Genomic DNA, 3,269 nt, shown 5'->3' on the forward strand with positions numbered 1-3,269 from the left:
AAATTCACCATTCACGAATTGCTGATTACGCTGTTTATCTTCCTGACAGCGCCGATCACCGCAAACCTGATCGCCAAGGCGTACATGTTGCTGAATGTTGATCCGAATAAGGAACTGCCGCCCAGCAAACAGAATGAAGGGTGGGCAACCTTTGATCCGATCGGACCCGAAGGCTATGACCCCAGCGAAGAATATCAGGAAAAGGAAACCTGAAAGGGTCAGGACCTTTGATGAATTCAAGCGGCACCGGGAAACCGGTGCCGTTTTGTTTTTAGGGTGTGTTGCCTGCGTGCATCCCAGTTGCTAAGACGAAGGACAGAGAAGGACGGGACCGAGATCGCCATGCCGGATTTTTCCATCGAAGATCAGTATCAGGGCCGTATTGCCGGGATCGACGAGGTCGGTCGCGGGCCGCTGGCTGGTCCGGTCGTGGCGGCGGCGGTTATCCTGCCACGCGATGAACGTCTTCCGGTGGAGCTGCTGTCCGAGCTTAATGATTCTAAGAAACTCTCGGTCAAGAAACGTGATCACCTTTACGGCGTCATCATGAACTGTGCCGAAGTCGGCATTGGCGCGGCATCGGTGCGCGAGATTGACCAGATCAATATCCTGCAGGCGACCTATGTTGCCATGCGCCGCGCTGTCAGTCGCCTTGGGGTTTTGCCTGATCAGGCACTGGTCGATGGCAATCGTGATCCCGGGTTGCCCTGTGCGGTGGAGACGGTGGTGAAAGGCGATAGCAAGTCGCTTTCCATTGCTGCGGCATCAATCGTTGCCAAGGTGGTGCGTGACCGCGCCATGGCCCGATTGGCCACGCGATATCCGTTCTTTGGCTGGGAAGGTAATGCCGGGTATGGCGTCAAAAAGCATATGGCGGGATTGGGCGAGGTGGGCCCAACCGCCCATCACCGCAAAAGCTTCAAGCCGATTGCCGATTTGTTTGATGCGATGATGGATGGCCGCTAGGCCAGTTTCCACGGCATTTGGGCCTAGGCCATGGCGGTCTGGTTAAACGGCACGATGTGGGCACGCACCAGATCGGTGCCATCTTCTTCACGGGTGATGGCGGCAAAGCCATCCGCATGGCGAATGGCGACACGTTCCTGCACACGGCATTCACTGCGAAACTGAATATCCAGACTTTCCGGGTGAAATTCCGGTCGACCGTCCGGACCCGCAACCCCCATGACCCATTGCATCAGGCGCACATTGTTGACGTGTCCATATAGATCAAGATCGGACGGTCGTGCCTTGATGTTATCCATGGTCGGCAAAGGATTGGTGGTAAAGGCCGGTCGCAAAGGTGGCTCGATCAATTTGGGGCCGGGCGGATTGGGCAGGCGTTCGGCCACCCAATCGGGCCATTGGGCCGCACGGCGGGTGCCAAGGTCAAACATCATCCAGAAACTTTGCGCGACACCAATGATTTCGCCCTTGCTATTGGTCAGGCGAAAGTCACGGGTGGCGACCCGGCGTGATACCCCCGACGGCCATGTTTCAATCAGGATATCCTCGCCATTTCCCGGATAGTCGCGAATATGAATGACCATGCGCGCCAGCACCCAGGCAATGCCCTGATCAACTGTATCGTCATAGGCCAGTTTCAGGATACGTGCACCCCAGCCGGCGGCATCCTGCATATAGTCGGCCAGTGCAGACATCATGACCTTGCCATTGTCACCAATCTCGGAGTAACGAACGCGATAGGTTCCCTTCCACCCGCAATTGGCCGGAAGAGACGCCGTTGAAATCCTGTTCCAGTCGATGGTCATGGCAGGCCTTTGTATGGGTATCGCGCGATCAATAGGACGGCTTTTGCCGCATCTTCTTGGTATCACCGCGCTTCTTTTTGGAATCGACGCGTTTGCGTTTGGCAGAAAGACTGGGGCGGGTTTTGACCCGGTATTTTTTGCGTTCGGCTGCCTTGCGCAAAAGTGCCAGAAAACGGTCGATCGCATCCTGCTTGTTGCGTTCCTGGGTACGGTGGCGCTGCGCGTCAAAAATGATTTCGCCGTCATTGGTCAATTTGCTGCCGGCAAGTTCACGCAGGCGATTGCGCACATGCATTGGTAATTCGGTCAGGTCATCAATGCGCACACGCATCTGAACAGCACTGGATACCTTGTTGACGTTCTGCCCGCCCGGGCCAGAGGCACGGACAAACTGAAAACTCAGATGGCGTTCATCCAGATAGAGGCCATTTTCAATTTCAAGCATGGGAAACCGTGCAGATTGTCGAACTGTTTCAAGGTGATCAATTAACTGAGTGTAATGGTCGGCGATTGATTGAATTTGCTGATTTCTATGCCTACATTACACCCGTCTAACCTGTCAGGGGTCGGATCGACTGTAAACAGGAAATCAATGCTGCGCGTCTCGCATATCTATCTGGCCCTTGGGTGGCTTTCTGTTGGTCTTGGTGTGATCGGTATTTTCCTGCCGCTTTTGCCAACGACGCCCTTCATGCTGCTGGCCGCTTGGCTGTTTGCCAAGGGATCGCCGCGCCTGCATGACTGGATATGCAATCATCCGCGTTTTGGTTTGTCGATCCGTCAATGGAATGAATATGGCGTGATCAATCGCCGTGCCAAAACCCTTGCGATGGTGGCGTTTCTGGTGGTGATTACGGCGTCATTGGTGCTGATCGAGAACCGCTGGGTGGCGTTTATTCAGTTTCTGGTCGCCATTCCTGTTAGCTGTTTTATCCTGTCCCGCCCTTCGGAAGCCCGGTTGGCCAAGGTGCAGAACCCAACAGGTAGCAGTCAATAAAGCCAACAAAGGGCAGGGCTCTTAGCCTGCCTTCTTGCGCGACAGTTCTTCCTGACAAGTTTCTTCAAGTTTGTCGAGTTCATCAAGCGTTGCATCAATGTCTTCACGCTGCTTGCGAAGTGTCGCACGGCGTTCATTGACCTTGTCGACCAGTGTGGTCAGTTGGGTGATCTCGCTGCGATCGCCGTCATAAAGATCCAGCAAATCGCGAATTTCCTTTAGTGAAAATCCAAGCCGCTTGCCACGCATGATCAGGCGCAGGCGCACACGGTCACGCTGGCTATAGATCCGGGTCTGACCTTGCCGTTCGGGCGAAATCAGTTCCTGATCCTCGTAAAAGCGGATGGTTCGGGTGGTGACTTCGAATTCGCGGGCAAGATCGGTGATGGTGTAGCTGTCGCTCATGGGGGCTCAATCATCTTTACGCTTACGTAAACTGAAAGCTACATGCTTTCGGATGCGGCGACAATCGACAATTCTTTTGGCAGCTCGACACAAAA

6 protein-coding genes are annotated in these 3,269 nt (G+C 54.5%); 3 read left to right on the top strand and 3 right to left on the bottom strand.

The window, feature by feature from the left end:
- A partial coding sequence (locus B3Z49_RS02145) for a cation:proton antiporter (RefSeq protein ID WP_349676359.1) occupies positions 1–213 on the top strand: 213 nt, incomplete at its 5' end.
- 129 nt (positions 214–342) lie between these two features.
- Positions 343–966 (top strand): ribonuclease HII, encoded by a 624-nt coding sequence (locus B3Z49_RS02150; protein WP_296987937.1) that lies wholly within the window; start codon positions 343–345, stop codon positions 964–966.
- A 23-nt stretch (positions 967–989) separates the two neighbouring features.
- On the opposite strand, the gene B3Z49_RS02155 is transcribed toward B3Z49_RS02150, so the two are convergent.
- A complete protein-coding gene (locus B3Z49_RS02155) occupies positions 990–1,772 on the bottom strand; it encodes an acyl-[acyl-carrier-protein] thioesterase (protein WP_296987939.1) in 783 nt (260 codons plus the stop codon).
- Positions 1,773–1,800: 28 nt separating this feature from the next.
- On the bottom strand, positions 1,801–2,217 hold the full coding sequence (gene arfB, locus B3Z49_RS02160; RefSeq protein ID WP_063088602.1) for an alternative ribosome rescue aminoacyl-tRNA hydrolase ArfB: 417 nt from the start codon (positions 2,215–2,217) through the stop codon (positions 1,801–1,803).
- Positions 2,218–2,364: 147 nt separating this feature from the next.
- On the opposite strand from arfB, the gene B3Z49_RS02165 reads away from it, so the two are divergent.
- Positions 2,365–2,769: a YbaN family protein gene (locus tag B3Z49_RS02165; protein ID WP_296987943.1), complete on the top strand. Its 405-nt coding sequence runs from the start codon at positions 2,365–2,367 to the stop codon at positions 2,767–2,769.
- Positions 2,770–2,790: 21 nt separating this feature from the next.
- Here the strand turns inward: B3Z49_RS02165 and B3Z49_RS02170 are convergent, their stop codons facing one another.
- Positions 2,791–3,174 (bottom strand): MerR family transcriptional regulator, encoded by a 384-nt coding sequence (locus B3Z49_RS02170; protein ID WP_064779803.1) that lies wholly within the window; start codon positions 3,172–3,174, stop codon positions 2,791–2,793.
- Positions 3,175–3,269: the final 95 nt, after the last annotated feature.

Source organism: Thalassospira sp. UBA1131 (assembly GCF_002311515.1).
Lineage (GTDB): Bacteria > Pseudomonadota > Alphaproteobacteria > Rhodospirillales > Thalassospiraceae > Thalassospira.

Bases quoted from the DNA above. Each gene is read 5' to 3' on its own strand.
- B3Z49_RS02165 (WP_296987943.1), top strand. From the start codon at position 2,365: ATGCTGCGCGTCTCGCATATCTATCTGGCCCTTGGGTGGCTTTCTGTT.
- arfB (WP_063088602.1), bottom strand. From the start codon at position 2,217: ATGCTTGAAATTGAAAATGGCCTCTATCTGGATGAACGCCATCTGAGT.
- B3Z49_RS02150 (WP_296987937.1), top strand. From the start codon at position 343: ATGCCGGATTTTTCCATCGAAGATCAGTATCAGGGCCGTATTGCCGGG.
- B3Z49_RS02170 (WP_064779803.1), bottom strand. From the start codon at position 3,174: ATGAGCGACAGCTACACCATCACCGATCTTGCCCGCGAATTCGAAGTC.
- B3Z49_RS02155 (WP_296987939.1), bottom strand. From the start codon at position 1,772: ATGACCATCGACTGGAACAGGATTTCAACGGCGTCTCTTCCGGCCAAT.